The sequence below is a fragment of the Nocardia sp. NPDC003693 genome, assembly GCF_053981095.1.
In genome coordinates this window covers 184,557-210,598 of the sequence record NZ_JBSFNO010000007.1, presented here as the reverse complement: position 1 = coordinate 210,598, position 26,042 = coordinate 184,557, and the positions used below count along the sequence as shown (strand labels likewise).

At 69.7% G+C, this 26,042-nt stretch carries 24 protein-coding genes; 12 read left to right on the top strand and 12 right to left on the bottom strand.

What is annotated here, in order from left to right; all coding sequences use genetic code 11:
* Positions 1–49: 49 nt before the first annotated feature.
* Positions 50–226 (bottom strand): hypothetical protein, encoded by a 177-nt coding sequence (locus ACWDOP_RS11640; protein WP_456344998.1) that lies wholly within the window; start codon positions 224–226, stop codon positions 50–52.
* Between ACWDOP_RS11640 and ACWDOP_RS11635 the strand changes: the two genes are divergently transcribed.
* Positions 219–722: a hypothetical protein gene (locus tag ACWDOP_RS11635; RefSeq protein ID WP_456344997.1), complete on the top strand. Its 504-nt coding sequence runs from the start codon at positions 219–221 to the stop codon at positions 720–722. The genes ACWDOP_RS11640 and ACWDOP_RS11635 overlap by 8 nt on opposite strands.
* Before the next feature lie 283 nt (positions 723–1,005).
* Here ACWDOP_RS11635 and ACWDOP_RS11630 read toward each other — a convergent pair whose 3' ends face one another.
* Positions 1,006–1,386, bottom strand: a complete 381-nt coding sequence (locus ACWDOP_RS11630) for a hypothetical protein (protein WP_454208686.1) — start codon at positions 1,384–1,386, stop codon at positions 1,006–1,008.
* A gap of 183 nt (positions 1,387–1,569) precedes the next feature.
* Here ACWDOP_RS11630 and ACWDOP_RS11625 point away from each other — a divergent pair, with 183 nt between their 5' ends.
* Together ACWDOP_RS11625 and hpnE are read left to right on the top strand one after the other, a co-directional pair.
* Positions 1,570–2,025, top strand: coding sequence for an SRPBCC family protein (locus ACWDOP_RS11625; protein ID WP_456344996.1), 456 nt, complete (start codon positions 1,570–1,572; stop codon positions 2,023–2,025).
* An 83-nt stretch (positions 2,026–2,108) separates the two neighbouring features.
* The gene (gene hpnE, locus ACWDOP_RS11620; RefSeq protein WP_456344995.1) at positions 2,109–3,533 is read left to right on the top strand and encodes a hydroxysqualene dehydroxylase HpnE; all 1,425 of its coding nucleotides are present in this window, start codon (positions 2,109–2,111) and stop codon (positions 3,531–3,533) included.
* A gap of 25 nt (positions 3,534–3,558) precedes the next feature.
* Here the strand turns inward: hpnE and ACWDOP_RS11615 are convergent, their stop codons facing one another.
* Positions 3,559–4,401: an acyl-CoA thioesterase gene (locus tag ACWDOP_RS11615; RefSeq protein ID WP_456344994.1), complete on the bottom strand. Its 843-nt coding sequence runs from the start codon at positions 4,399–4,401 to the stop codon at positions 3,559–3,561.
* A 425-nt stretch (positions 4,402–4,826) separates the two neighbouring features.
* Here ACWDOP_RS11615 and ACWDOP_RS11610 point away from each other — a divergent pair, with 425 nt between their 5' ends.
* Together ACWDOP_RS11610 and ACWDOP_RS11605 are read left to right on the top strand one after the other, a co-directional pair.
* The gene (locus ACWDOP_RS11610; protein WP_456344993.1) at positions 4,827–5,972 is read left to right on the top strand and encodes an FG-GAP repeat domain-containing protein; all 1,146 of its coding nucleotides are present in this window, start codon (positions 4,827–4,829) and stop codon (positions 5,970–5,972) included.
* A gap of 90 nt (positions 5,973–6,062) precedes the next feature.
* The gene (locus ACWDOP_RS11605) at positions 6,063–6,626 is read left to right on the top strand and encodes a hypothetical protein (RefSeq protein ID WP_456344992.1); all 564 of its coding nucleotides are present in this window, start codon (positions 6,063–6,065) and stop codon (positions 6,624–6,626) included.
* Between the two features lie 404 nt (positions 6,627–7,030).
* Here the strand turns inward: ACWDOP_RS11605 and ACWDOP_RS11600 are convergent, their stop codons facing one another.
* A complete protein-coding gene (locus tag ACWDOP_RS11600) occupies positions 7,031–7,927 on the bottom strand; it encodes a serine hydrolase (RefSeq protein ID WP_456344991.1) in 897 nt (298 codons plus the stop codon).
* On the bottom strand, positions 7,924–8,799 hold the full coding sequence (locus tag ACWDOP_RS11595) for a LysR family transcriptional regulator (protein WP_456344990.1): 876 nt from the start codon (positions 8,797–8,799) through the stop codon (positions 7,924–7,926). The genes ACWDOP_RS11600 and ACWDOP_RS11595 overlap by 4 nt, the downstream gene beginning before the upstream one ends.
* A 213-nt stretch (positions 8,800–9,012) precedes the next feature.
* On the opposite strand from ACWDOP_RS11595, the gene bla reads away from it, so the two are divergent.
* Complete coding sequence (bla, locus tag ACWDOP_RS11590) at positions 9,013–9,906, top strand: class A beta-lactamase (protein WP_456345010.1); 894 nt, start codon at positions 9,013–9,015, stop codon at positions 9,904–9,906.
* Between the two features lie 60 nt (positions 9,907–9,966).
* Here bla and ACWDOP_RS11585 read toward each other — a convergent pair whose 3' ends face one another.
* From ACWDOP_RS11585 to ACWDOP_RS11575, 3 genes are all read right to left on the bottom strand, one after another.
* Positions 9,967–11,004 carry a 3-oxoacyl-ACP synthase III family protein gene (locus ACWDOP_RS11585; protein WP_456344989.1) on the bottom strand — a complete coding sequence of 346 codons (1,038 nt, stop codon included), beginning with the start codon at positions 11,002–11,004 and terminating at the stop codon, positions 9,967–9,969.
* Complete coding sequence (locus tag ACWDOP_RS11580; protein WP_456344988.1) at positions 11,001–12,770, bottom strand: ThiF family adenylyltransferase; 1,770 nt, start codon at positions 12,768–12,770, stop codon at positions 11,001–11,003. Before ACWDOP_RS11580 ends, ACWDOP_RS11585 begins: the two co-directional genes overlap by 4 nt.
* A gap of 424 nt (positions 12,771–13,194) precedes the next feature.
* Complete coding sequence (locus ACWDOP_RS11575) at positions 13,195–14,451, bottom strand: amidohydrolase (protein ID WP_456345009.1); 1,257 nt, start codon at positions 14,449–14,451, stop codon at positions 13,195–13,197.
* 238 nt (positions 14,452–14,689) lie between these two features.
* On the opposite strand from ACWDOP_RS11575, the gene ACWDOP_RS11570 reads away from it, so the two are divergent.
* The 6 genes from ACWDOP_RS11570 to ACWDOP_RS11545 all read left to right on the top strand — a co-directional run bounded on the left by ACWDOP_RS11570 (position 14,690) and on the right by ACWDOP_RS11545 (position 19,629).
* The gene (locus ACWDOP_RS11570) at positions 14,690–15,481 is read left to right on the top strand and encodes an SAM-dependent methyltransferase (protein WP_456344987.1); all 792 of its coding nucleotides are present in this window, start codon (positions 14,690–14,692) and stop codon (positions 15,479–15,481) included.
* 114 nt (positions 15,482–15,595) lie between these two features.
* Positions 15,596–16,561: an ABC transporter ATP-binding protein gene (locus ACWDOP_RS11565; RefSeq protein ID WP_456345008.1), complete on the top strand. Its 966-nt coding sequence runs from the start codon at positions 15,596–15,598 to the stop codon at positions 16,559–16,561.
* The gene (locus tag ACWDOP_RS11560; protein ID WP_456344986.1) at positions 16,558–17,367 is read left to right on the top strand and encodes an ABC transporter permease; all 810 of its coding nucleotides are present in this window, start codon (positions 16,558–16,560) and stop codon (positions 17,365–17,367) included. Before ACWDOP_RS11565 ends, ACWDOP_RS11560 begins: the two co-directional genes overlap by 4 nt.
* Positions 17,367–18,506 (top strand): sensor histidine kinase, encoded by a 1,140-nt coding sequence (locus ACWDOP_RS11555; protein ID WP_456344985.1) that lies wholly within the window; start codon positions 17,367–17,369, stop codon positions 18,504–18,506. The genes ACWDOP_RS11560 and ACWDOP_RS11555 overlap by 1 nt, the downstream gene beginning before the upstream one ends.
* Complete coding sequence (locus ACWDOP_RS11550) at positions 18,503–19,123, top strand: response regulator (protein WP_456344984.1); 621 nt, start codon at positions 18,503–18,505, stop codon at positions 19,121–19,123. Before ACWDOP_RS11555 ends, ACWDOP_RS11550 begins: the two co-directional genes overlap by 4 nt.
* Before the next feature lie 236 nt (positions 19,124–19,359).
* Positions 19,360–19,629 carry a three-helix bundle dimerization domain-containing protein gene (locus tag ACWDOP_RS11545; RefSeq protein ID WP_454208701.1) on the top strand — a complete coding sequence of 90 codons (270 nt, stop codon included), beginning with the start codon at positions 19,360–19,362 and terminating at the stop codon, positions 19,627–19,629.
* Between the two features lie 88 nt (positions 19,630–19,717).
* Here ACWDOP_RS11545 and ACWDOP_RS11540 read toward each other — a convergent pair whose 3' ends face one another.
* From ACWDOP_RS11540 to ACWDOP_RS11525, 4 genes are all read right to left on the bottom strand, one after another.
* On the bottom strand, positions 19,718–21,295 hold the full coding sequence (locus ACWDOP_RS11540) for a hypothetical protein (protein WP_456344983.1): 1,578 nt from the start codon (positions 21,293–21,295) through the stop codon (positions 19,718–19,720).
* A gap of 323 nt (positions 21,296–21,618) precedes the next feature.
* On the bottom strand, positions 21,619–23,085 hold the full coding sequence (locus tag ACWDOP_RS11535; RefSeq protein ID WP_456344982.1) for a serine/threonine-protein kinase: 1,467 nt from the start codon (positions 23,083–23,085) through the stop codon (positions 21,619–21,621).
* The gene (locus ACWDOP_RS11530; protein WP_456344981.1) at positions 23,082–24,314 is read right to left on the bottom strand and encodes a DUF7373 family lipoprotein; all 1,233 of its coding nucleotides are present in this window, start codon (positions 24,312–24,314) and stop codon (positions 23,082–23,084) included. The genes ACWDOP_RS11535 and ACWDOP_RS11530 overlap by 4 nt, the downstream gene beginning before the upstream one ends.
* A gap of 7 nt (positions 24,315–24,321) precedes the next feature.
* On the bottom strand, positions 24,322–25,890 hold the full coding sequence (locus tag ACWDOP_RS11525) for a serine/threonine-protein kinase (protein ID WP_456344980.1): 1,569 nt from the start codon (positions 25,888–25,890) through the stop codon (positions 24,322–24,324).
* Between the last annotated feature and the right edge of the window lie 152 nt (positions 25,891–26,042).

The following is a 26,042-nucleotide window of genomic DNA, read 5'->3' as shown; positions in this document are numbered from 1 at the left end:
GTCACCAGCGTGCATGCGGGCCGTCACGCTGTACCGCCGGCCGATGGGCTCAGCTGACGGTCGTGGTGGTGAGGGTCGGGGACGGGTTCGGGTAGCACGCGGTCGCGACGTTGCCGACGAACGCCACCTTGGTCGTCATGGTCATACCGGGGTTGCCGTAGCTGGTTCCGGCGTACTTGCTGGTGATCGGCGTACCGGGCGAACCCGCGGTGACGTTGATGGTCACCGCCGGCGGGGTGAAGCTCGATCCGCCCGCGATCGGGCCCGGCACGGTGAGCACGACGTTGCCGCCCGAGGTCGACACCGAACCCGCCACGGTGCCACCGGAAGCCGTCGCCGAGACCAGCGTCGAATTCGCCGGCACCGGGAAGGTCATCTTCAGGTTGCTGATGTTCGTCACCGTGAACCCGGACGCCGAACTGGGCACCGAGGACGCGCCCGGCGTGAGGGTGATGGCCACCGCCGAACCGGACGTCGCCGAACTCGGCGCGGTGCCGGTGACGGTGGTGCCCATGCTCGAGGTCTGCCCGATGCCGAAGATCGTGCCCTGGCAGCTCCAGTTCACGCTGATCGGGGCGGCATTGGCGGGAGCGGCGAAACTGAAGAAAGTGGCAAGCGCCACCGGAGTAACGATGCCGGCACGAAGCAACACGGATGCGGTCGTTCTCATGACAATCTCCAATATTGTGAAGCAATGGCACGACCCGGGTTGCGAGCCGTAACCGTAAGAGATCTGAAACATAACCTGTTCTCATCTTGCCGTGGGTGAATTCGGAAATAAATTCCCCAGGTCGGAAACAGGTGACGACATCACGTGTTCGGTATGTATCTATCCCGGATTGATAATTAACTCGGGAAAGCTAATTCGGCCAAGCGTTCGGCAATTCGAATTCGTCCGGGCATTCGAGCGGAATTGCAGATGCAAGAACAAGGCGGCGCGAACTCGGCCCGGGTCGCGAATTGCGGCCGCGTGTCGCGATCGGGGCGTCGCGTCGCGTGTCGCGGTCAGGGCGTATCGAGCGCGCTCACCGGTACCCCGTAGGGCAGGAAGCGGACCCGGCGGCGTTCGTCGGTGTTGTCGCGATGGGCGCGCAGGGCTTCGAGCTCACTGGGGAATACCTGATCGATTCTGGCCGCGCCGTCCTCGACGGTGTAGATGGTCCACACGCCGCTGCCGGTTTCCCCGGTGGTCTCCTCCCGCGGCGTCGCGGTCCGGGGGCGTTCGGGTTGAACGAATTGTGCGAACAGCGAGCCGAGGGTGCCGGCGCCGGTGCGGTCGATGTACTGGCCGGCTTTGCCGAGCAGATCCTGGAGGTTGATCCCGGCTTCACGCAGTGCGCGTTCGAATTCTTCGGGATCGATCCCGAAAGGCCCGTTGGTTGCCATTGCTGCTCCTGGGGAGAAAGGTGCGCTACGGACCCAGTCTCCCCGCGAAACTCGGCCCGCGCCACGTGCGCCGGCCCGTGTCCCGGGGTCGCGGACCGCCGCGCCGGGGCTCGCCGTTCGGGCTGCGGGGCATTGTCGGTGCAGGTCATTACACTCCGGGCCACCGACTCGAGGAGGATCCGCATGGCCGTCATCAGTGTCGCCCGCACCATCAACGCACCCGTCGATCGGGTCTGGGCGGTGCTGACCGATCTCGACAGCGCCGCCGACACCCTGACCGGCGTGCGCAAGGTCGAGCGGCTCGCGGGCGAGGGGTATCAGGTCGGCACGCGCTGGCGCGAGACCCGGGCCATGTTCGGTAAGGAGGCCACCGAGGACATGGAGGTGGCCGAGCTGTCCGCGCCGAATCGCACGGTGGTCGTTGCCAATTCGCGCGGGGTCGACTACCGCACCGAGATCACCGTCGAGCCGCGCGGCGCCGGGTCCGAACTCACCTTCGTGTTCTCCGGGGAGACCCGGAGTCCGAGCAGGCTGCGGGCCCTGCTCGAACGTCTCACCAGGCCGCTGGCCGCGTCCATGACGAAGAAGATGATCGCCGCGGATCTCGCCGACATCGCGCGGGTCGCCGAGGCGGGATAGGCGGACGCGTTCGGCGCCGCCGAATCGCGCTGAAATGCTTCGGTTTCCGCTCGGGGGCCCGGTCTCGTCCCTACGATGAGATGATGAGTAGTTTTGTTTCTCACTCTTCCGAGGGTGCGGGCGCGCACGTGGTGGTGGCGGGCGGCGGTCTGGCCGGTCTGGGGTCGGCGGTGTGGCTGGCCGAACGCGGGCACCGGGTCACCCTGGTCGAGAAGTCCGGTCGCCTGGGCGGGCGCACCTTCTCGTTCGAGGTGCCCGGCGTGGACGGGCTGGTGGACAACGGTCAGCACCTGTTCGCCGGGTGCTACGACGCCCTGCTGAAGTACGTCGAGACCATCGGCAGCGCCGGGGGATTGCGCTGGGACGCACCGCCGTTGGCGATCCGGAGGGGGCCGGGCGAGCTGCTCACCGGAGCGGGCCCGTCCTGGCTGCCCGGGTGGGCTCGCCGGGTCGTGGGGCCCGCGTGGCTGGTGTGGCCGCCGATTCCCCTGCGCGACAGGCCCGCCGCGCTGCGCACCTGGGTGCGGCTGGCCGCCGCGGTCGCCCGCGAGGACGCCCGGCTCGACGAGCTGACCGTGGACCGCTGGTTCCGCACGATCGGGGTGCCGAACTCGCTGCGCGCGCTGACCCTCGATCAGTTCGTGATCGGCCTGCTCAACGAACGACCCGACCGCGTCTCGGCGTTCACCTTCGTCCAGGCGTTGCGATTCATCGCGGGGCGCGCGCTCGCGGGCAATCCCCGTGCGGGAGACGCGGTCTGGCCCCGCGTCAGCCTGCACGAGTTGTTCGTGGCGCCGGCCGAACGGTACCTGCGCGCCCGCGGCGGTGAGATCCACACCGGCGCGAAGCTCGTCGACGCGGTGCTGCGGGACGGGCGCGTGCGGGGCGTCGAGTTGGCGGACGGCCGCGTGATCGATTGCGACGCCGCGGTACTGGCGCTCCCGCCGTGGGCGCTGACCACCGTTCTCGATCGCGGCGCGCTGGGCGGACACGATTTCTTCACGCCGGTCCGCAAGATCGAGGCGGCGCCCATCTCCAGCGTGTACCTCTGGCTCGATCGCCCGCTGCGGATGCGGCGGCTCGCGGAGAACCTGCGCGACACGACGATCGAGTGGGTCTTCGACACCTCCGGCATGCACGGTTCCCCGGATGCCGCCGAGCACTGCTACTCCCTGGCGGTCAGCGCGTCCTGGGACACCGTTCACCTGCGCAACGCCGAATTCATCGACGCGGCGATCGCATCGCTGCACAGGCACTATCCCGAGTCCCGGACGGCGCGGGTGGTGCGTACCAAGGTGATTCACCAGCCCGCCGCCACGTTCTCCGCCCAGCCCGGCTTCGAATCGCTACGGCTGCCGCACGTCACGCCCATTCCGGGGCTGTTCCTCGCGGGCGACTGGACCCGCACCGAACTGCCCTCGACCATGGAGTCCGCGGCCGAGAGCGCGGTGCGCGCGGTCGGCGCGGTGACCGACTATCTCGCCGCCGTACCCGGTCACGCCCGGTGAGCGGCGGCCGCGCCCGGCGCGGCGATCAGTTCGCGCCGCGCATCAGCCCCTGTGCGGTGACCGAGGCGACCAGTTCGCCGGTGTGGGCGAAGACCTGGATCTGGCCGTACATGCGGCCGGCGCCCGCGAACGTGCTCTCGCACCGCAGCAGCAGCCAGTCCTGGATGTGGAAGGGGCGGTGGTAGGTGACCGTCTGGGTGAGCATGGCCGAGGTGCCGCGCTCGCCCCGGCGGGCGATCTCCGAGCGCGGATAGGGGCGCATCGCGGTCGGGCCCAGGAAGCCTTCGGTGCCGTGCGCCAGCAGGGCGCGGCCGAGCGTCGGCGCGTCGGGGGCCTTGGTGGCGCGCATCCAGACGTTCAGGACGGGCGGTGCGGCAAGTTCGGGTGCGAAAGCGTCCGCGCCGCCGAGGGTTCGGACTTCCCAGGGCAGCAGCGCGCAGGGGAATTCCGCGCACTCGTCGGGGCCGGGGACATCGCCGGGCAGTCGCGCGCCGTGCTCGAGGAAGTCGGGTTCGCCGGTGCTGAGCATGGTCAGCACCCGCGCGTGTTCGCGGCCCTGCTGGCTGAACGACACCTGGACGGTGGCCAGCGCCCGGCCCGACTGCACGATCTCGGTGTGCACCTCGACGTCGCGGTCGGCGTAGCCGCCCCGCGGGAACACCCCGTGCAGGGACTGGACCGCCATGTGCGGCACCGTGCGCTCGGCGGCCACCACCGCCTGGGCCAGGGTCTGACTGCCGAGGGTGGTCGGCAGCGTCGAGACGACATTGCGGGCGTGGAAGCGCCCGGGGCCCGCCTCGGTGAGGTCCAGGACGTCGAGCAGGTCGGGCAGGTCGACGACCGGCCATGAATCAGTTCCACCAGCCATCGCGAAATATTCGCATACCGGGCACGGTGCGGCGGTCACCGAGGCCGGTCACCGGACGCGGGCCGGTGTGGTCACGCGGTGGGATCGTTGTGCCGTGCGATGAGTGAATTGCCGCATGGCGTTGGCAATGCTGCGAATCGGAATTGTTGTCGACCTGTCGTCGCGCGGCCTTGTGACGTCTCACAGGTCCGAGCCGATGGCCGCGGTGGTGGCGGGCGTAATCCATTGTCGCGGATGACAATATCGCCGTCGATTCGTGCGACCGGGGCGGGCCGGTGACGCGCTCGTGCACTGTGCACCAACGAAGTCCGGCCGTACCGGACAATCGGCTGAATTGCTTTGGAATTCGGTATTTCTCATCGGGCCCCTCCTACAGTTTGTCGTCACCACCATTCGGTGGGTGCCACTCAGATTCAGGAACACGTATGCAGAATCGAATTCTCGGTACCCGTCTCGCTTTCCTCGCCGCCGCTGCCGCCGCCGTCCTCGCCGTGCCGAGTACGGCGGTGGCGGCCGGCACGATCACTTTCGCGCCCAAGGTGGATTCGCCGTCCGGCGGATCATTTCCCTCCTGGGGGCCGGGCCCGTCCGCCATCGGCATGATGGGCGGTGATTTCACCGGCGACGGAATTCCCGATGTGGTTGCCGCCGACTTCCAGGGTGAGGGCCCGATCCTCATGACGGGCAAGGGGGACGGCACTTTCGCCAAGGGAACCCGCGTCGGCAAGCCCGGAATCGGCTACGGGGCCATCGGCGCGGGCGATGTCAACGGCGACGGCAAGATCGACGTCGTCGCGCAGAGCTGGGTGAATCTCGCGGTGTTCCTGAACAACGGTGACGGCACGTTCAAGGCGGGTAAGACCTACTTGACCGTCGAGGGCGCGCAGCAGCAGGTCATCGTGGCCGATGTCAACGCCGACAACAAGCCGGACATGCTGAGCCTGGTGCCCGCCGGTGTGCAGGTGTGGCTGGGTAAGGGGGACGGAACGTTCGACCAGGGCGGCTCGGCGCTCATCCCCGGCGCGCCGACGGCCTTCACGGTCGGAAAGTTCAACGCGGACAACAAACCCGATATCGCGGTCAACAACACCGTGCTGCAACGGGTGGAAGTGTTTCTCGGAAAGGGCGACGGCACATTCGACAGGAAGGGTTCGAGCACCAGCGGACTCATTACCGAGGATGTGCGGGCGGGGGATTTCACCGGCGACGGCATAGACGATGTGGTGACCGCGGATTCCTTCTCCTTCAGCACCACGCTGCTCGTATCCGACGGGAACGGCGGATTCACGAAGACGAATCGGGTCGGGCTGTCCGGTCTGGGGCCGACGAGTATCGCGGTGGCGGATTTCGACCGCGACGGCAAGCTGGACGCGGCGATGTCGGCGGTGCTGAATTCGCGCATGGTGCTCTTCGCCGGGAACGGTGACGGCACCCTGGCCAAACGGGGTGAGGTCGAGGTGACCTCGCAGCCGCAGACGCCGGTGCTACTCGACTTCGACCGGGACGGGAAGGTCGACATCGCGGTCGCGGGCAGTGCGAACGCGGTGTCGTTCCTGAAGAACCAGTCCTGAGTCGAACGGGGCCCGGGCCCGCGCCGCGCGCCCGGGCCCCACGCGTGAACCACGCACGATGCCGGGCACGGCGGTGAGAAGGCGGCACCCATGCGATCAGCCGACAGCAGTGAAACTCCCGATACGCACGCGACCGAGCTCCTCCCGCTCGAGGCACACGCGCCCGGCCCGCGCCCGACGGCGATGATCCGCGCGTACCTCGCCGGCACCGACTTCCGCAGGCACAGGCCCCAGATCGCCGCCGTCGCGGCGCTGGTGGCGGTGACGGCCGGGGTGTTCGTGGCGGTGGAATCCCGGGGCGAGGACCGGGTGGGCGACGCGGTGGCCGCCACGTCGCAGACCTCCGACGGAGTACCCCCGGCCGTCGACGCCGGGCCCGAGGGCGCGACCCTGCCTGTGACGACAACGCGGCCGGTGACATCGACGAGGCCGGGGACAACCACCCGCCCGGTCACGACCACACGTGTCGAGACAACGCCACGCGTGACAACACTTCCCACGACATGCGACGCCACGACGGGGACCACCACGACCGGCCGGGGGACGACCACCCCGGGAGCGACCACGACCGGCCCGGCGATAGCCCGCCCGCCGGTCACCCCACGCGCCCGGACCGCGCCGTCGTCCACTACCCCCGCACGGATGTGCGGATAGCACGGCACGAGAAACCCGTTGAACAGCACTGCCGCACACAGTTATGACCGCTGACCCTCGAGCGCCTGCCCGCCTCGAGCGCCCGAGTCGAACCTCTCGTGCATGCGCGCTCGCCCGCGGTGGGGAAGGTGTCCTTGCGCCGGGCCACGGTCGGGAACACCGGCAGCCGGGTGCCGTCGACCGTCTCGGTCCACTCGGTGCGCTCGACCAGGGCCTAATAGGCGAACTGATCCACCGCCGGGGCAGCCGAGGTCGGCTGTGTCCGGCCGTCGCCGATCCTTGTGCGCCGCAAACCAACTCGGTGCAGGCGACGCCGAGTCGAACTCACCGTTCTGCTCGCCGGTGTCGTGGCGCGGCGGTGGTGCGGGAACGGCGCGCGGTGCCAATTCCGCAGCGGGTCGCTCTCACTGCTCCAGGTGGGGGCGGCGGAGGTCGGTCACGGCTATGCGGGCGGCCTCGGCTATGGCGGCGTCGGCGGCGGGGAGCACGGGGTCGGCGCGGGCGGCGCGGGTGAAGACGGCCACGGCTATCGGGGGTTCGTGCGGGAACTCGACCACCGCCACCTCGTTGCGGATGATGCCGATCGTGCCGGTCTTGGCGGCCACCGAGATCGTGGGGTGGGGGAAGGCCGAGGCTATGCGGTGGGGCCAGATCTGGTTGCGCATCACCGCCTGGGCGGCGTGGGTCTGGGTGGGGGACAGGAGCTTTCCGGTCCACACGGCCGTCAGGAGGCGCGTCATCTCCTCCGGGGTCGTCGCGCTGGTGTAGGAGGGATCGTAGGCCGAGACGGACCAGGCCTCGTCGTTGTCGGCCAGGGCGGCGAAGGCCTCGGCGGTGGTGTGGGTGTCGGTGTCGCGGACCAGGGTGCGGTGCAGGTCGGCGGTGCCGCCGACGAGATGGGTCTCGGTGAGCCCGGCCTCGGCGAGCAGGTCGTGGACCGCGGGCAGGCCGATCTCGCCGAGCAGCACGTCGGCCGCGGCGTTGTCGGAGGCGGTCATCATGGAGGTGGCCAGGTCCCGGCGGCTCAGCGTGATGGGATCCCGCATGATCGCCAGACCGGTCGGGCCCGGCGTGCAGTCGGCGGGAACGACGGTCAGCCGCTCGGCGGGATCGAGTGCGCCGCTGTCGATTCGGCGGCAGAAGGTCAGGAACAGCGGCAGTTTGTACACCGACGCCATGACCACCCGGTCCCGGCCGTCCACCGATATCTCGGCCGCGGAGTCGTCACAGCGGCGGGCGTGCAGCCAGCCGGTGCAGCCCGCGTCCGCGAAGACCGCGCGAATCCGTTCGACGGCTGTCATCGCAGCCGCTCCCGATACAGCGCGCGATCGAGCGCACCGGCCTGCGCGCTCGCGTCGGGACGGCGAATCACCCGCAGCCGCAACGCGATCGCCTGCGGCGCCAGGCGCACCCACGCCACCCCCGGCGTCGGGGTGGGCGGTGTGGCGGTGAGCCCGAAACTGCCCCCGGCCGCCACCGCCGCGAACAGCGCCCGGTCATCGCGCGCGGTCACGACGGGCGCGTCGACGCCGCGTTCGCGCAGCAGATCCACCACGGTGTCGAAGGCGGGTGGGTTGCCCGCCCGCGCCGGATGCGCGAACGCCAGACCGGACAGCATGGTGAACCCCGGCCGCTCGGCGACGGCGCCGCGATGATCCGCGGGCACCACCACCCAGCGCGGAATCTTCACCACCGGACCGGCTTCCACGCCGTCCACCAGCGCGGGGTGATCGATCACCGCCACGTCGCACACGCCCGCGCGCACCTCGCCGATCAGATCGACGGTCGTCCCCATGGTCGTGGAAACCGTTGCGCCCGCGCCCGTTTCCGCCCGCAGCGCGCTCACACAGGCGGTGACGACGCGATCCGGCAGCGCCTCGGTCGCGCCCCACTGCACCGCGCCGCGCGCGTTGGCTATGCGCTGGGACTCGGCGAGCAGGCGTTCGGCGTCGTCGACGAGCAACCGGGCCCGGGGCAGCAGTTGCCGCCCGGCCGAGGTCAGCAGCGCGCCCTGGCGGGTGCGATGGATGAGCTCGACCCCGAGGTGCTCCTCGAGCCTGCGCAACCCCTGCGACAACGGCGGCTGGGTCATGTCCAGCACGGTGGCCGCCCGGCCGAAATGCCCCTCGTTCGCGACGGCGACGAAGAACCGAAGATGCCGGACCAGATCCATGCCGCCATTGAACCAGCCGTTAGCGCGCCGGCCACGGCCCCGCCGCTCGGGTCCGGGCTTTCGACGGATACACGAAGTCTCTACCTGCGACGATAGTGAACACGACTCGGCTCGTGCCGGGTCCGCTATTGGCTCGGACCGCCCCGTCGGGCGTTTGCTGAGGTCGTGATCAACCCCCTATCGACCCGCACCGACCGCCCGCTCCGCACCCGGTTGCTGGCCGCCGCGCTCGCGCTGACGGCATCGACCGCCCTCGCCGCGTGCGACAGCCCATCCGCTTCGACCGAGCCCGTCACCAGCTCCGCGCCGGCCGCCGCGAACCCCGCCTTCGCCGAGCTGGAAGCCCGGGCGGGCGCCCGCCTCGGCGTCTACGCGGTGGACACCGCCACCGGCCGCACCGTCGCCTATCGCGAGGGCGAGCGCTTTCCCATGGCCTCCACCTTCAAGGGCCTGGCCTGCGGGCTGCTGCTGCGCGAGCATCCCCTGTCCTCCGGCTACTTCGAGCAGCGGATCACCTATCCCGCAAGCGATCTCGTCGAGTACTCACCCGCCACCGAGCAGCACGTCGCGACCGGCATGACCATCGGCGAACTCTGTGACGCGGCCATCACCCTCTCGGACAACACCGCCGGCAACCTGATCCTGAAGCAACTCGGCGGCCCGGCCGGTTTCACCGCCGGCCTGCGCGCCCTCGGCGATCCGGTGACCCGCCTGGATCGCTGGGAGACCGAACTCAACACCGCCGTCCCCGGCGACGAGCGCGACACCACCACCGCGCAGGCGCTCGCGGCCGACTATCGCGCCCTCGGGCTCGGCGATCTGCTCGCCGAACCCGAACGCGCGCAACTGCTCTCCTGGCTGAAGGCCAACACCACCGGTGACAAGCGCATTCGCGCCGGACTGCCGTCGGACTGGATCGTCGGTGACAAGACCGGCAGTCCCGCCTACGGTTCGGCGCTGGACGCGGCGATCGCCTGGCCGCCCGGGCGGGCGCCCGTGGTGATCACCGTGCTCACCACCAAATCGCAGGAGCGGGCCGAACCCGACAACGCACTGGTCGCGGCCGCGGCCCGCGCCGCCGTCGCGGCACTGGGCCTGGACCACTGAGCCGGCGCGAGGGCCGGTCCGCCGAGCTCGCCGGCGGCCCGGCCACCCGCGCCGATCACCTCACGGCTCTCGCAAACACAGCGTGCCCCACTGGAATCCGGCCCCGATGGCCGACAGCAGGAACGTGTCCCCGCCGCGCACGCGCCGCTCCTGCCGCGCCCGATGCAGCGCGGTGAGCACACCCGCCGAGCCGGTGTTGCCGAGCTCGTCCAGCGTGACCGGAGCCCGCTCCATGGGCACCCCGAGCTCGGTCATGGCCGCGGTCAGGATGTTCAGGTTGGCCTGGTGCAGGAAGAAATGGTCGATCTCGGTGACTTCGAGCCCGGCGCGCCGGGTGGCCGCGCGCATGCTCGCCGGGAGCGCCCGGGTCGCGGTCTCCCACACCGCGCGCCCGTCCATGCGCAGATAGTGCTCGCGATCGGCCACCGTCCGCGCGCTGGTGGGCAGGCGCGAGCCGCCCGCCCGGATCTCCACATCGTGCGAGAGCCGGGACCCGAAGTCCCACGCGAGCAATCCGGCGCCGGGGGTTTCGGTGCGGGACAGCACGATCGCGCCCGCCGCGTCGCCGAAGAACACCCCGGCGGTGCGGTCGCGCGGATCGGTGACCCGGGACGCGCAGTCCGCGGCCACGATCAGCACCGTGCGCGCGGACACGCTCAGCAGATGCGCCGCGAGCAGAATCGCCTGCAGCCCATTGGCACACGCGGCCTGGGTGATGTCGATCGGCAGCGCGCGCCACGCCCCGAGCCGCTCCTTGATCAGCAGCGCCGTCGAGGGCAGCGGCTGATCGAAGGTGTAGCTCGCCACGATCACCGCGTCCAGCTCGCTCGCCCGCACCCCCGCCTCCGCCAGCGCCGCGGGCGCGGCCGCGACGCACATATCCGAGACGGCAGCCTCGGGGGCGAGCCGGCGGCGCTGCCGGATGCCGGTGCGCCGCACGATCCATTCGTCCGAGGTGTCCAGGGTCCGGGCCAGGTCCGCGTTGGTCACCACCGTCTCGGGCAGGTGAACGGCGGAGCCGGACACCGTGATCGGCAACGGCACCGGCGGGCGCACGGTCAGCGAGCAAGCGTCCGCGGGCGCGTACGACATCGTCATGTCAGGGCCCCGTCCAGTTCGCGAGCGGTGTTGTGCTCGGGTGCGATGAGGGCGTCGAGGTCGACGTAGAACCGGCCCGAGGCGCACGGCGCGCCCAGCAGGATGCGCCGCGCGGCCGAGGTGACGAGCGCGCCGCCGAGCGCGACGTCCGAGGCCAATTGCGGCCAACTGCTCAGGGTCCGGCCGATCTGGCCGAACGCGTCGGCGAGTTCGGGGCTGATGCGCTCGGGGTCGACCATGGCCAGAATCAGATCCGACTTGGCCTGGGCGGTGAGTTCGGGTAGATCCGCGGCGCGCAGGTCGCCGATTCTGCCGTGCAGCAGCGGCCGGTCGGGCTCGAGGTCGAACCGCTCGATGTCGAGCATGCCCCGGTCGTTGCAGTCCATCACGACCGGAATGCCCAGCGCCCGAGCGCATTCGCGGGCCGCGATCTTCACGTACGGGGTGTCGCACTCCTCGACCAGCAGGTCGATCGGCGCGTGCTCGCCCTCGAAGAACTCCGCCATGTTGTCCGCGTGCAGCCCCCCGCTGTAGATCTCGATGTCGAGGTACGGGTCGATCTCGAACATCTGCCGGGCGCAGATCACCGTCTTGGCCAGGCCCAGGTGCTGCACCCCCGCCCGCAGCCTGTTCATGTTCGACAGGCTCAGTTCGTCGAAGTCCGCCAGCCGGAACGTGCCCCCGACGCCTTCGAGCGCGAGCGTCACCGCCGCGCTGTTGCCCACCGACAGCCCGACCACCCCGATGCGCCCCTCGAGCAGTCGGCGCTGCTGCGGTCGTTGGATCTTGCCGCGATTGCGGTCGGTGCGCACCAGCCGGAACTCCTCGCGCGGCAGCACATGCACCAGCCGCCCCGACCACGGGTACCAGACCCACGAGCCGTAGGCCCAGGGCTCGACCCCGGCCAACTGCTCCTCGATCCGGCGCTCCAGTTCGGCTCCGGCATAACGGTGCTGGGGCTCGCGGCAGCCGATCAGCTCCGCGAGCTGATCGGTGATGGTGTCGTGCACCGCGTTCACCCGGCCCGATTCGAGCAGGTCGGTCAGCGCCGCGTAGTCGTCGGCGCGGTGGGGTTCGAACAGCACCGGCCGCCACGTCTCGTTGTCGCCGTGCCGCGCGGCCGCCAGAGCCGCTGGCACGTGCGGGCTTTCGCGCCGCGCGGCGGGCGCGGCGTCGAGACCGCCGGTCACCAGCAGCGGGAATTCGTCACGCATGCGCGCCACCAGGCCGGTGTACTCGCCCGCTCCGGCGGCGGTGCGGTGCACCAGGATGACGACCTCTTCGGTGTAGCGCTCGACGTAGCAGCGTGTTCCGTCCACCGGGTGAAACCCGAACCGGCCGTGGAAGTGATCCTGCCCGTCCCGGGTGCCGGAGGTGCCGATCATGAGCTCGGCGCCGAGATGATGCGCGGCCCCGATGGCCACCGCGTTGAGATGCGCTCCCAGCCCCAGTTTGCGCGCGCGGTGTTCCACCACCAGCCGGCTGTGCTCGTAGGTGGTGGCGATCCCGGCGCCCTCGGCGGCCAGCAGCTGCTCGTATCGCGCGTCGCCCAGGTACGCGCGGGACTGGAACAGCTCGGCGGTGTCGGGGGTGGAGAGCCGGATGTAGCCGAGCACGGGGCCCTCGCGATGCCGCCGCGCCACGAAATGCCAGGCACCGTAGTCTAATTCCTGGTCGTCGACGTGAGCGCCCGCGGCGTCGCGGAACTCCGGTCGCCGGCCGTTGTCGTAGAGGATGCGGGCCCGCAGCGCACGTAACCGTTCCACCTGATCGGCGGCCCCGGTCCCGTGGCGGGGTATGTGGAATGCGCAAACATGCCACTGCGGATCAGAATTGCGGTTCCGGATATCGCATCCGTCGACAGGCATACGAGATCCGCCAGATACCGACACGTGTATGGATCCTTTCCCGGAATTAGCTGGCTATACCACACCCCGCTACAAGTTCAGCCGGGTACGGCAATGCCATGGCGAAACTGAACAGGAAGACAACGTGATTCGCGCGCCCTCGCGACTGACAATCAACGTTGCTGAATAGTAGCTGTGATGGGAATGGAATGACTAACCGGACAAATTGCCATCGGATAACAATGGCAATTTGTCTACTTTGTTCCCTTTGTTGCGCGGGGTTCCGAGGCTCATCGCCCGAGTGCGCGTCGCTGTCCCCGGAGTGTCGGGCGAACCCGGACCGTCATCGCCTGCGCGGTTCGAGCCAGGCCAGCGCCGCGGCGGTCAGCCCGTTGACCCCGGGCCCGATGGTGGGTTCGGCCAGCGGCGCGAAATGCGGCGAGTGGTTCATCGGCAGGTCCTGATCGGTCGTGCCCCGGCGCTGTGCCGCCGCGACTTTCGCCGGATCCGCGCCGCCGAAGAACCAGAACGACAGGGGCGCGCCGGCGGCCTCGGCCAGGATGCCGACGTCCTCGCTGGCCGGGAAGGCCGCCATGTCCAGCACGTGATCGTCCCCGAGCGCCGCCCGGAGCCCGCCGCATGTCTTGTCCAGTGCGACAGGGTCGTTGAAGGTGACCGGTAATCGGGTCAGGGTCTCTATGGTCGGCTCCCGGTCCGCGCCCGCGGCCGCCGCCTCGGCGTGCACGATGCGCCGCACCGCCGCGAGCACCCGCTCGCGCGATTCGGGCGAGTAGGTCCGCACGCTCAGCCCGAGCTCGGCCTGATCGGCGATGATGTTCTCCTTGGTGCCCGCGTGCAGGGTGCCGACCGTGACGACGACCTGATCGGCGGCGGCCACCTCGCGGGACACGATGGTCTGCAGCCGCAGCACCGTCGCCGCCGCCATGACGATCGGATCGATGGTGGTCTCGGGCCGGGAGCTGTGCCCGCCCCGCCCGTGCAGCGTGACGCGCAGACTGTCGTTGGCCGACAGGATCGCGCCCGCCCGGGTGGCCACGGTGCCCGCGGCGATCGGCAGGACATGCTGCGCGAGCACTACTTCCGGCCTGCCGAAGCGGTCGAACAATCCGTCCTCGACCATGGCCAGCGCACCCAGGCCCACTTCCTCGGCGGGCTGGAACACCGCGAGCACGGTGCCGGACCACCGGTCGCGCGCGGTCGCCAGCGCGTCGAGCGCGCCGAGCAGGCACACGATGTGCATGTCGTGCCCGCAGGCGTGCATGACCGGTTCGCCGCCGGCCGGATCGGTGGCGGTCGAGGCGTAGGGCAGCCCGGTCTGTTCGAGCACCGGCAGCGCGTCCATGTCCGCGCGCAGCAGCACCAGCGGTCCGGGCCCGTTCGCGAGCCGTGCGACCACGCCTGTCCCGCCGAGCTTCTCGGTCACTTCGCACCCCAGGGCCTTGGCCCGCCGGGCGATGATCGCCGCGGTGCGGTGCTCGGCGAAGGACAGCTCGGGATGCGCGTGCAGATCGCGGTACAGGTCCGCGAGATCGGCGGTGACGTGGGCGACTCGACTCTTGATCGACGACACCCTGCCAATGATCCACGGCCCGAAGCTGATCATGGCGATTTCCCGGTTTTCGCCGTACCCGCCGCCGAACCTCACCGTGACCAGGGGCCCGCTGACCCCGGCCCGGGCGATCCGGACGGGTCCGCACGGGCAGCAACGGAACCGCAAGGGCCGCAATTGTTCCGAACGAAACTCCGTGGTCGGGCGCGCGGACGGCTTAGCCTGTCCACACAGGGTGTGATCGTTCCGGGCGAGTGAGGCGGGTTCGATGGACAGGGTTTTCCCGCTGGATCAGCCGCACACGTCGCGAATCTACGATTACTTCCTGGGCGGCAAGGACAACTACGAGGCCGACCGCGCGGCCGCGGCCGAGATCCTGCTGGCCTGGCCGGACATCCGCACCGCGGCCCGGGCCAATCGCCAGTTCATGCACCGCAGTACGCGATTCCTGGCCGAGGCCGGGATCACGCAGTTCCTCGACATCGGCACCGGCATACCGACCGAACCCAACCTGCATCAGATCGCGCAGGAGATCACCCCGGACGCCCGGGTGGTCTACGTCGACAACGATCCGCTGGTGCTGGCGCACGCCCGCGCGCTCATGACCGGGGGAACCCCGGGCGCCACCACCTACATCGAGGGCGATGTGACCGATCCGCGGGCCATTCTCGCCGCACCGGAGCTGGCCGCGCTGCTCGATCTGTCGCGGCCGATCGGGGTGAGCATGATCGCGCTGCTGCACTTCGTCGAAGCCGACGTCGACAAGATCGTGTCCGACATCCTGGCGGCCCTGGCCCCCGGCTCCTACCTCGTGATCTGCACCATCACAGCCGATTTCGCCCCCGAGCAGGTCGTGGCCGCCCAGGACGTCTACCGGGTGCGCCGACTACCCGCGCAGGTCCGCACCCACGACGAGGTCACCTCCTGGTTCGCCGGGCTCGAGCTCGTCGAACCCGGGGTGGTGCCGCCGCATCGGTGGCGGCCCGCCGAACCCACCGACATCTCCCGCGCACACGACGCCAGGGTCTCCTGCTATTGCGGCGTGGCGCGCAAACCCTGAATCGGCCCGGCAGCTGACATTTGTCATGGCCGAACCATGACGAACCCGCTCTGCATCGGTGACTGCGCGTACTACTGACGCCGCGCCGAATTCGCGATCGTGGATCACGTGACCATCACCGAACGACGCCACGTCCGCAATCCGCCGCCGAGTCCCGACGTCATCGTCGCCCACGGCCTGCGCCGCACCTACGGCACCGGCAAGAACGCCTTCGAGGCGGTGAAGGGCGTGGACCTGCGGGTCGGGGAGGGCGAGGTCTTCGCGCTGCTGGGCACCAACGGCGCCGGCAAGACCTCCACGCTCGACCTGCTCGAGGGCCTGGCCGCGCCGACCGCGGGCGGCGTCGAGGTCTTCGGCCTCGACCCGCGCCGCGACCGCGCCCAGGTACGAGCCCAGGTGGGAATCATGTTGCAGTCCGGCGGTTTACCCGCGGAGCTGACCGTCACCGAGACCCTGGAGATGTGGCGGGGCACCTGTAGCAACCCGGCCCCGGTGGAATCCGTGCTGGCGCTGGTCGACCTGGCCGGGCGGGCCGGGGTCCGGGTGGGCTCGCTCTCGGGCGGTGAACGCAGGCGGGTCGATCTGGCCTGCGCCCTGCTCGGCCAGCCGCGCCTGCTGTTCCTGGACGAGCCGACGACCGGCCTGGACCCCGAAAGTCGCCGGGACACCTGGCGATTGCTCGCGGACCTGAAGGCGTCCGGGGTGACGATCGTGCTCACCACGCACTACCTCGACGAGGCCGAGGCCCTCGCGGACCGCATCGCGATCATGCACGCCGGCGCGGTCGCCCGCACCGGAACCCTGCGCGAGATCGTCGACGGCCACCCCGCCCGCATCGTGTTCGACCACCCCGGACTGCCCCTGCCCCCGCTGCCGGGCGCGAGCGTGGACGCGCGGGCACGCGTCACCATCGCCACCCACGATCCGCAGGATCATCTGCTCACGCTGCTGGGCTGGGCCCGCGATCACGACGTGCGCCTCGGCGGGCTCGAGGCCCGCGCCGCCTCGCTCGAGGCGGTCTTCCTCGACATCGCCGACGACTCCGCCGGCGCCCCCGAACCGATCGGAGCCACCCGATGACCGCCACCCCGACCCCCGCGTTCCGGCGCCGTCCGCTCACCGCGCTCGCCAAGGCCGAGTACCTCCAGTTCCGCCGCAACAAGACCCTGGTGTGGATGGGTGTGCTGTTCCCGGTGGGCATTTCGCTGGCCACCTACTTCTTGCTGACCAAGGAGCAGGAGCCGACCGCGGACATCACGGCCTCGACCCTCGAACTCATCACCCTGGTGTCACTGCTGTTCGTGCAGTACTACTCGGTGCTCTCGATGATCACCACGCGGCGCGGGGAGGGCGTGCTCAAACGCCTGCGCACCGGTGAGGCCGCGGACTGGCAGATCCAGACCGCCCCGGCCGTACCCGGCGCGCTGCTCACCGTGGCCTCCACCGTCGCGGTCGCGGCGGTTGTCTACGCCACCGGCGCGCCGCTGCCGGTGAACCCGCTCGCGATAGCGCTCGCCCTCATCGCCGGGATCGTGTTGTTCTCCCTCCTGGCACTCGCGACGAGCGCCGTCACCAAGAACGCCGAAGCGGCACAGATCACCTCGCTCCCGGTCATGACCGTCGCGATGCTCGGCATGGGGTGGCTGCGCGGCGTGCTGCCCGATCGACTGGCCCAGGTGGCGGACTGGACCCCGTTCGCGGCCATCTCCGACCTCGTGTACCTCGGCGCCTCGGGTCGGACGGCGACCGCCGGCGACGCCGCCGCGACCCTCGACTTCGCGGGCACCTGGGCCGAGTTCGGCCGCCCGTTTGCCACACTGGCGATATGGACGGCCCTGGCATTCGCGCTGACCCGCAGGAACTTCCGCTGGGACGATCGCGGCTGATGGGCGTGCGGTCGTGGTGGCGCGGGTTGTCGGCGGCCGCGAAGTTCCGCCTCTACAGCCGGGTCATCCTGCAGGTGGGGCTCGTCGTGGTGATCATCGCCATGGCGGTCACCGCGGGCTCGTGGTGGTCCGCCGCGGTGGTCGTGGTCGCGGGGATCGCGTCCATCGCCGTGGTCGAGATCCAGCCCGAGTTCGCCCCGCCCGCGGCTTCGGCGCCGCGCCCGTGGATCCGGCCGGTGGCCACCGCGACCCTGGTCCTGCTGTGGCCCGCCATGGCCGTGGTCGCCCGGACGACCACCGACGACGCGACCGCGACCCACGCCCGGGTCGCCGGAATCTATGTCGCTCTGCTGGCCATGTTCTCGGTGATCTCCTTCGCCCGGCAGCGGTGGTGGGCGGTGCTCGGGCTGAGCCTGGCCACCGGGGTGGCGTTCGGTTCGGGGCCCGCGGCGATGGCCGCCTTCGCGCTGATGACCTTTCTCGCCGGCGGATTCGTGGTCGGCACCACGCTGCTGACGATCTGGGGACTGCGGGTCGTGGAGGAACTGGACCGGGCCAAGGGCGTCGAGTCCGAACTGCGCGTGGCGCAGGAGCGGCTGCGCTTCGCGCGGGATCTGCACGATGTCGTCGGGCGCGGCTTCTCGGCGATCGCGGTGAAGAGCGAACTCGCCGCGGTGCTCGCGCGGGCGGGTGCGAGCGACCGGGCCGCGGCGGAAATGGACGAGGTGAAGACCCTGGCCGTCGAATCCATGGGCCAGATGCGCCAATTGGTGCGCGGCTACCGGGACATCGACCTGCGCGGCGAGGTCGCCGGGGCGCGGTCGCTGTTGTCGGCGGCGGGCTGCGAACTCGTCGTCGAGGGCGATCCGGCGAAGGTGCCCGCGCGACTGCACGAGGTCGCGGCGTGGGTCGTGCGCGAGGGGACCACCAATATCGTGGAGCATTCGCGGGCGAGCACCGCGGTGCTGACCCTCGGGCCCGCGGGCATGGCGCTGCGCAACGATCGCCCCGAGGGCGTCCCGGGTGCGCACTCGGGATTGCGCGGGCTGGCCGAGCGGCTCGCGGCGGTGGGCGCGCGGCTGACCGCCGAGCTGCGCGACGACCAGTTCGTACTCGAGATCCATTGGGAGGAAACATGATTCCCGTCTTCCTGGCGGACGACGAAACCCTGGTCCGGGCAGCGCTGGCCACCATGCTGGATCTCGAGGCCGATCTCACGGTGGTCGATCACGTCGGTTCGGGCGAGGAACTGCTGGCCGCGTGGCGGGCGCGGGCCGCACACGGTGATCCGGTCGCGGTGGCGGTGATCGACCTGCAGATGCCGGGCATCGACGGCATCGAGACCGCCGTCGAACTGCAGCGGCTGACCCCGGGCGCGGGCACCCTGATCGTGACCAGTCACGGGCGTCCCGGCTATCTCAAACGCGCTCTCGCAGCGGGGGTTCGGGGGTTTCTGCCCAAGACGACGTCCGCGGCGACCCTGGCCGAGGTGATCCGCACCGTGCATCGCGGCGGCCGGTACGTCGATCCCGAACTGGCGGCCGAGGCGATCAGCGCGGGGGACACCCTGCTCACCGCGCGCGAGGCCGATGTGCTGGAATACGCGATCGACGGTGCGCCCGTGGAGGATATCGCCCGGCGTGCGCACCTGTCGCCGGGCACCACGCGCAATTACCTCTCCTCCGCGATGGCCAAACTGGGTGTCTCGAACCGCTACGAGGCCGCGCTCGAGGCCCGCAGGAGAGGCTGGATCTAGGCCGCCGGAAGGCGCTGTTGCAGTTGCAATTTCATTTGTCGCTTGCAGGTGTCGTTGTCGAGGACCTGCGGTGCCGAATAGCCGACGAGTTGTGCCATAAAAGGATTCGTGGGCAGAAAAGTAGCCCGGAGGAGATGACACTCGGAGGCACGGTCCGTTGCGGGCCGTTGTCCAGATCGCCGGCAAGGGCACAGGAGCCGGCGGCCAACGTTCGTGTATGGAGGCGAGACCAGAGTATGAGGGCATCCGAAGAGGAGCGGCAGATCAGCGAGCTCGTCGACCGGCTGGCCGGCAAATTCCCCTACCTGACGGCCCGGGTCGTCGGCGAGGAAGTGCGTGGAATTCACCGCGAGTTCGACGGCCATCGCGTTCGGGAATTCATACCGCTGCTGGTGGAGCGGATCGCGGAACGACAGCTGAGCAGGCGGGTCTCGTATCAGCCGTCGGCGAAGATGGGCGACCCGTTATGGGGCGCGTTGCGGCCGTCGTCCCCGATCTTCCTGTGACACATCGATCGCTGTGTCGGTCCGGAGCCGTGTACCCGGTGACAACCGGGTACACGGCTCGGTCGTGGATCGCGCCCGCCGCTCGGGATCAGCCGAAGGTCGGGGTGATCGTGAGTTCGGCTCCGCTCTGGGTGGATTTGCCGTACCAGCAGATCGCGTCGGTGCCCGAGGTGTCCACCGGATCGCCGTAGAAGACGTTGTTGCCCACCTTCGGTGCGTCCTGTTTCCACCAGACCGCGGCGACCTGCGGGATCACCTTGTCGGTGATGGCGGTGTTGTAGTTGAACACGTAGCCGAGCACCCAGACGACATTGCTCTTGTCCACGGCCGTGGTGAGCGTGACGATCTGATTCCCGGGCTGGGCGTACGCGGTGACCGTGCCCGCGCCGTCGCCGAGGATCTTGAATCCGCTGGTGTCCGACAGATCGACCCGCCATTTCAGCTGGGCCTGCGAATTCGCCCACACCAGTGAGAAATCGGCGGTCGCCGCGATCGGCGCGGTGAACGAGATGTCGTTGACCCCGGCCGTCACCTTGCCCGGATAGGACTGCTTGCCCGCGGGCGGCTGCGAACTACTGCTGACATCGGTGATGACCAGCGCGATATCCGACCCCGAAGCCCAGGTCGTGTTCTTCGACAGCGTCAGGGTGAGCCGCCCGCCGTCGTCGTCGAAGTTCCAGCCCGGATAGTTGATATTCATCTTGCCGACATCGGAATCGGAGAAGTACGTCGGCATATTGATCGTCACCGTCGCCCCCGAACTCAGCGCGACATCGTGCCCGGAGGTATTGGTGAGGGTCACCTCCAGCGTGGCGTTCTCCTTGACCGCGATGGTGCCGACCCCGGTCGCCTTGTTCACCACCTTCAGCGTGGCGCGCCGCGGCCGGTCCCACGCGGTCTGCTTCGCGGCGAACACCGCGATGACGCCGTCGGGGGTCTCTTGGTTCTGCCGCAGCGGCAGTCCGATGCCCAGCGGGAATTGCAGTGAGACACCACTGAAGTCGAGTTCGGTGGTGCCCTCGGCGCGCTGCTTGATGTACATGAACCGGATGAACAGCACGAGGGCGTACTTGGTCGGAATGTAGAGGTCGAGCAGCCAGCCCGCGAGCGCGCCGGTGACCGGCTTCTGGACCCAGAAGCTCAATTCCAGGCCGGCGCTGATGGACAGCCCGCCCTTGATCGAGCCGCCTTTCCACACACGGCCGTGGACCTGCGCCTCGTCCTTGAAATCGAAGACCACGTCCGCGCCGGCCAGCAGGCCGACCACCGCGCTCACCCCGGCCGAGACGCCGATGCCGAAGCCGCGCAGGCCCTGCGGGGCGCCCGCGGTGAGATCGAACGCGCCGTTGCGCGCGATCTGCGCGGCGATGTCCACGCTGAGCGGGTTGGGCGCGACGCTCTCGAACGAGCCCTCCAGCGCCTTCACGTAGGCGACGCCGTCGGGGCTGTCGAGAAAGTCGATCGCGCCGTCCACCGCTTTGTCGAAGACGTCCTGGTGTTTGAGATACACCTTCTGGCAGGCCTGTACCAGTTCGACATTGGTGGGTGTCTTTTTCGGAAACAGCTCTTCGGTTCCGACCGGACGGATTCCTTTTTTGTCGAGCTTGGCGGCCTTCGCCAATTCTTCCTTGAATGCCTTCTCGAGAATACGAGTGGGAGTTGACATGAATTCCTCCTGGAGCGACTCGTGACGCAGCCCCCGGTGCACTGTGCGCGTGCATATCCCTCCGCGCCCGGGACCGGATGTTTATCGGCCGATGTATGGCGGATTTCGCGGCGGTGTCGTGTCCATCGGTTCACACTCGGTTCCCGCGCAATATGCTACGCCCGTCGTCACGCGACAGTGGTGCTGTTTCGATGAATTCTCGTGCGCCGCCGAGTATTTCGAATTTGCTAGAAGAATGGATAGAGCCGACTGGTCTCGATTGGAAAAGTCGCAGTGTCGGGGGATTTGCGGCGGTGGGGGTGAGATCGTTTCCGGTGCCGTTGCTACAGGGGTGCGCCGGGCCACCATCGGTCGCGAAGCGCCTGGCCGGAGGTCAGACCCACGACTTCGAAGCCGCATTTCGACCGGCTGGGGCGGTCGAAGTCGATCAGGACCACACCCTCGTCGTTGTACGTGCCCCAGATGATGCGGCCCGAGCCCGAGGGGCGGTCCCATTTCTCGTTGCCCTGGACTGTCATACCCGTGATCGGCTGCACGCGATAGGAACCCGTCGGATGTGAGCAGATCATGGTGAGACGGCGAACGGGGTTGCTGTCCCCGGTGCAACTCACCCGCAGTTCGGCGCCCTGCGGTGCGTCGACATCGGCCGGTTGCATCTTGCTGTCCACCGCGGTGCAGCGAATTCCCTGGTATCCCTGCGCAGCCTGTGTCTGCGGCATCAAGTCGGGGTACAGCTCGACGGCGGACTTGTATGCGCGCCACGAGCTGGTTTTCGTGGTTCCGGTGGTCTTGGTCGGCGTGCCGGTGCCGGTGGTGTTCGGTGCGGTGGGAGCGGCGGCCGGGGATTCCGGGTCCCGCCCGCGCAAGGCCAGCGTCCCCGCCCCGATCAGCACGATGAGGGCCGTCGACACGGCCAGCGCGACCAATGCCCGCCGGCGCCGAGACAGGCCGTGCGCCTGTGGAATCGGAGCCGAGTTTACGAGGGCTGCGGCGGCCGCGGCGACCAGCTCACCGGCGGAGGCGAATCGCCGCGCCGGATCTTTGGCCAGCGCCGTCGCCACCACCGCGTCGATCCGGGCGGGCAGCGCCGGAGCGCGCTCGGTGGCCCGGGGCGGCTCGGCGGTGAGATGCGACCGTGCGACTTCGGCAGTCGACGCGCCCGGGAACGGTGGTGTGCCGGTGAGCATCTCGTAGAGGATGCAGCCCAGGGCGTAGACGGTCGTGCGCCCGTCGACCATCCCGCCGGTCAGCTGCTCCGGTGCGGCGTAGGCGAGCCTGCCGAGTTCCGCGCTCGCGTCGATCGAGGTGCGCGCGATGCCGAAATCGGTGACGAACACTCGATCGGGTTCGCCCGCAGGCGATTCGACGAGAATGTTGGCGGGCTTCAGCTCGCGATGCAGCACCCCGGCCGTGTGCGCGGCGTCCACCCCGCGCGCCACCTGGCCGAGAATCGCCAGAACCCGCGAGACGGGCAGTGCGGCGGGGCCCCGGCGAATGAGCGCGGCGACGTCGACGCCGTCGACGAATCGCATGGCGACCCAGGGCCGGCCCTGCTCGATACCCCGGTCGTGCACCGCGACGATATTCGGATGATCCAGCCGGGCAACGTCTTCGGCCTCGCGAAGAAAGCGCGCTCGGGTCGCGGCATCGGTGGCCGAGAGCACCTTGAGCGCGTCCCGCCGCGGCAACCGGGGATGGCCGGCCAGATAGACGGATCCGGACTGCCCCAGCCGGGCCTCGATGGTGTAGCCGGCGAAGATCGAGCCGGGACGTAGTTGGTCGCCGGTCATTCCGGATCACGCTGCAGGAGCACGAATTGGGCAGCGGCCTTCTTGCGCACCTGGTCCTCGTCACTGCTGTAGAGGAGCGCGACGTAGCGTCCGTGGAGCAGGACACAGGCGTACTCGCTGCCGGTGCCCGCGCCATCGAGATCGCGTACGCAGTCCACCTCCGGCACACCCGTGGGTCCGGCGATGTCCTGAACGGTGGCTCCGGCGGTGAAGTCGCCGAGATAGGCCCGCCTGGCGGTCGACGCGTCCGAGTACCGGAGCAGCTCGGACTGGCCGCTGAAGGCATGGGCTTCGGCTTTGCGCTTCGCTGGGCGCGGGCCGCGCAGTGCCACCGCCCGCGGGCCGTAGACCACACCGCTGGGAAAGATGATGGCTCCCCAGCCCGCGTTCGTGCTGTAGCCGTTCGTCAGCGCCTCCGGGGCGGGCCAGTGGCCCGGATCCTCGCTCAGCAACCGTCGAAGCATGCCGTCACGGTCGGCTCGAAGCGCCGCGATATCGCCGGTCGAGGTGGGCCGGAATCCGGCCAGGAGGGCTCGCTGGGCGGCGAAGGCGCGGCCGGCGAGGGCTGTCATGGCGGTCAGATCGGTGCTGGTGTGGCCGATCAGGAGGCTGATGACGAAGGAGTCCTGTGCCAAGGACGCGGCGAGAGTGGGTGCGGTGGGTCGCCAGTGCGCGTGGGCATCGGGAAATCCCGGAATCGGCACGCCGACGTTCTCGGTGCTGACCGCCGCGTCGGCGGAATCCATCTCGATGGCTGCCTGCCGTGCGGATTTCGCGTCCGGAAAGCGCAGCAGGAGCACGGTGAGCAGGCGATTGGCGCCGACGATGGGCTCGGCGGTCGCGCGATCCATGCCGGTGGCCCCGAAGCCCGCGAGCATGCCGTACTTCGCCAGTACGCCGCGGGCCGGATCCGAGAGCGTGCCGATCGCCTTGCTCGGGGTCGGGATCGGGTGGGCCCCGGCGGTGGCCACGCCGTAGATCAGACTCGCGTCGGCGTCGGCGGGATCGATCGTGGCCTCGCCCATGCGCACCGACTCCAGTACGCGCCCGTGTTTTTCATCGGGCGCGGCGGGCTCGGTGAGGGGGTCGATCGAGTAGTAGCCCACGTCCAGCGAGGTCAGGTCCGTGGTCTCGCGTACCGGTGTACCCGCCACCACACATCCGGACAGCACCATCGCCACCGCGGCGGTCACGGCGGGGAACCCCGCGCGAGATGTTCTGGGTCTCATGGCATTCCTACGCGGGGGCATCGGCCCACCAGCGGTCGCGCAGTTCGGCGCCGGAGGTCCGGGAGAAGGCCCGGAGGGAGCAGAAATTGCGGGCCGGATTGTCGAAGTAGACCTCGATGTACCCCGCGGTCGCGTTCCTGACCGTGGTGTAGGTCCCCCAGCGCGCGAAGCCCGTGCCCGACGCCCGGGTCCATGTCTCCTCGCCCTCGACGACGTCGATCGCGGGTTCCGGCTTCATGATCGAACGATCGGAATTGCAGAACACCTGCAACCCGACCGCCGGGTCCTCGTCGCCGTTGCACGAGATGGTCGAGATCGTGGGCGATTTCGAGAAAGGTATGTACTTGTCCTCGAATTTGGGCCGGCACTGGACGAGTGCCTGGTATCCGATGTGGTTCGGGGAGAACGGCAACAGGTCCGGGAACGCCTCGGCGACATAGGTGAACGCTCCCCACTCGGCGGCGGCGACCGGCGGAGCGGTCGTGCGCGGCAGATTGGGCGCCGCCGCGGCGTCCTCGCGACTCAGTACCAGCGTCACTACGCCGGCGATCACCAGCGCCACCGCCAGCAGCGTGGCCCCGAGCAGGTGGAAACGCGCCGACGGAGGCGCGCCCGAGGTGGCCGCGGCGATCGTCGCCGGCCGCGCGGAAGCGCCGCCCGGACTCTCGAGAGGCTGTTCACCCGTGTGGATCCGGTGGCCCGGGCCGGTTGCGCGATCGGCCTCGCGCTCCGGGACCGGCAAACCCGCTGCCGCCCACGCCGCGTCCGCGAGCGCCCGGCAGCTCTGGAACCGCTGATCCGGGTCCTTCGCCATCGCCGTCGCGATCACCGCGTCGAAACCCGCCGGTATCAGCGGATTTCGCTCCGTGGGCCGGGGTGGCGGCTCGTGCAGGTGCGCGTAGATCACCGCGCCGGCGCTGCCGCGCGCGAACGGCACCGTGCCGGTGAGCATCTCGAACAGCGTGCAGCCCAGCGCGTAGACGTCGACCCGGTGGTCCAGCGGGTCGGCGCGCAGTTGCTCGGGCGCGGCGTAGCCGAGGGTGGCCGTGATCGCGCCGTCGGCGCCGATGGTCGCGGAGTCGTCGGCGGGGCGCGCGATGCCGAAGTCGGTGACCAGCACGCGATCCGGGCCCTCGGGGGAGGAGGCGACCAGGATGTTGGCGGGCTTCACGTCGCGGTGCAGCAGGCCCGCGCGGTGGATCTCGTCGAGTCCGCGCGCGGCTTCGGAGAGCACGTGCAGCATGCGGGGCGGTGGCAGCGCCTGCGCTCCACCCTTGATCAACCCCGCGAGATCCACGCCGTCGACGAACTGCATGGCGATCCAGAGGTGCCCGTCGTACTCCCCGCGATCCCGGACCGCGACCAGGTTCGGATGCTGCAGCCGGGCGGCGACCTCGGCCTCGCGCAGGAAGCGCGCGCGGAACTCCTCGTCACCGCGATGGGTGTCGGCGAGCACCTTGAGCGCGTCCCGGCGCGGCAGCCGCGGATGCTGCGCCAGCAACACCGTTCCCATACCGCCGCTGCCGAGCGTGCGTTCGATCCGATACCCCGCGAAGGTCGTGCCTGCCTCGAACACAGCGGGCCTCCCCTCCCAACTGGACAGCAGCGCGGCAACCGTCTGGCTACCTGTAAAGCTGTGCTGTACAACGATTTACGTCGCGACTATAACAGCGACGACCGCCCGGACCGGCTACCGCGTGGGTGCGGTGGACCGTCCCGCTCCCGGGG

Excerpts from the sequence above, each read along its gene's own strand:
- ACWDOP_RS11635 (WP_456344997.1), top strand. The coding sequence starts at position 219 with ATGGTCACCGCCGGCGGGGTGAAGCTCGATCCGCCCGCGATCGGGCCC.
- ACWDOP_RS11630 (WP_454208686.1), bottom strand. The coding sequence starts at position 1,386 with ATGGCAACCAACGGGCCTTTCGGGATCGATCCCGAAGAATTCGAACGC.
- ACWDOP_RS11625 (WP_456344996.1), top strand. The coding sequence starts at position 1,570 with ATGGCCGTCATCAGTGTCGCCCGCACCATCAACGCACCCGTCGATCGG.
- hpnE (WP_456344995.1), top strand. The coding sequence starts at position 2,109 with ATGAGTAGTTTTGTTTCTCACTCTTCCGAGGGTGCGGGCGCGCACGTG.
- ACWDOP_RS11615 (WP_456344994.1), bottom strand. The coding sequence starts at position 4,401 with ATGGCTGGTGGAACTGATTCATGGCCGGTCGTCGACCTGCCCGACCTG.
- ACWDOP_RS11610 (WP_456344993.1), top strand. The coding sequence starts at position 4,827 with ATGCAGAATCGAATTCTCGGTACCCGTCTCGCTTTCCTCGCCGCCGCT.
- ACWDOP_RS11605 (WP_456344992.1), top strand. The coding sequence starts at position 6,063 with ATGCGATCAGCCGACAGCAGTGAAACTCCCGATACGCACGCGACCGAG.
- ACWDOP_RS11600 (WP_456344991.1), bottom strand. The coding sequence starts at position 7,927 with ATGACAGCCGTCGAACGGATTCGCGCGGTCTTCGCGGACGCGGGCTGC.
- ACWDOP_RS11595 (WP_456344990.1), bottom strand. The coding sequence starts at position 8,799 with ATGGATCTGGTCCGGCATCTTCGGTTCTTCGTCGCCGTCGCGAACGAG.
- ACWDOP_RS11585 (WP_456344989.1), bottom strand. The coding sequence starts at position 11,004 with ATGACGATGTCGTACGCGCCCGCGGACGCTTGCTCGCTGACCGTGCGC.
- ACWDOP_RS11570 (WP_456344987.1), top strand. The coding sequence starts at position 14,690 with ATGGACAGGGTTTTCCCGCTGGATCAGCCGCACACGTCGCGAATCTAC.
- ACWDOP_RS11560 (WP_456344986.1), top strand. The coding sequence starts at position 16,558 with ATGACCGCCACCCCGACCCCCGCGTTCCGGCGCCGTCCGCTCACCGCG.
- ACWDOP_RS11555 (WP_456344985.1), top strand. The coding sequence starts at position 17,367 with ATGGGCGTGCGGTCGTGGTGGCGCGGGTTGTCGGCGGCCGCGAAGTTC.
- ACWDOP_RS11550 (WP_456344984.1), top strand. The coding sequence starts at position 18,503 with ATGATTCCCGTCTTCCTGGCGGACGACGAAACCCTGGTCCGGGCAGCG.
- ACWDOP_RS11545 (WP_454208701.1), top strand. The coding sequence starts at position 19,360 with ATGAGGGCATCCGAAGAGGAGCGGCAGATCAGCGAGCTCGTCGACCGG.
- ACWDOP_RS11540 (WP_456344983.1), bottom strand. The coding sequence starts at position 21,295 with ATGTCAACTCCCACTCGTATTCTCGAGAAGGCATTCAAGGAAGAATTG.
- ACWDOP_RS11535 (WP_456344982.1), bottom strand. The coding sequence starts at position 23,085 with ATGACCGGCGACCAACTACGTCCCGGCTCGATCTTCGCCGGCTACACC.
- ACWDOP_RS11530 (WP_456344981.1), bottom strand. The coding sequence starts at position 24,314 with ATGAGACCCAGAACATCTCGCGCGGGGTTCCCCGCCGTGACCGCCGCG.